At 67.6% G+C, this 429-nt stretch carries 1 pseudogene; it reads right to left on the reverse strand.

The window, feature by feature from the left end:
* Positions 1-342, reverse strand: a pseudogene (locus AC1DKD_RS42190) (hypothetical protein); the annotation flags it as partial.
* Positions 343-429 lie beyond the last annotated feature (87 nt).

A 429-nucleotide genomic window follows, 5' to 3' on the forward strand; every position in this document is an offset into this window, starting at 1 on the left:
CTTCCCTGACAGCTCGGCAATGGAATGCTTGGCCCAGAACTCCGCGCCCACGGTCCGCAGGGTGTTCTCCTCGGCCACGGCCTTGGCACCGTTCTCGCAGAACTCGGCCGCTTTGCGCTTCTTGTCCGATTCCGGCCACGCGCAGCCCGGGCAGTCGAAGCCGCCGCGCTGGTTCAGCCGGAGCAGGGACTGCGCCGTTCGGGTCACGCCGGCCTGTGCCACTGCGCGTTCCAGGGCCACCATGACGGCCTTGACCCCGGCAGCCTCGGTCTTGGGCTTGTGGACTTCGAGCGTGTCCTCGTCGATGTCCACAACGGGGGCAGGCTGCTTGCCGAACTTCATTGTTCCCACTTCCTCGCCGCCACCGGGGAGTTCCCGTGCCGGCCTCTGTTGTTCATGTGCAGTGGAGGCGCGCCGGGAATCCCGGCG

The sequence above is a fragment of the Cupriavidus sp. 05T313 genome (genome assembly GCF_056396665.1).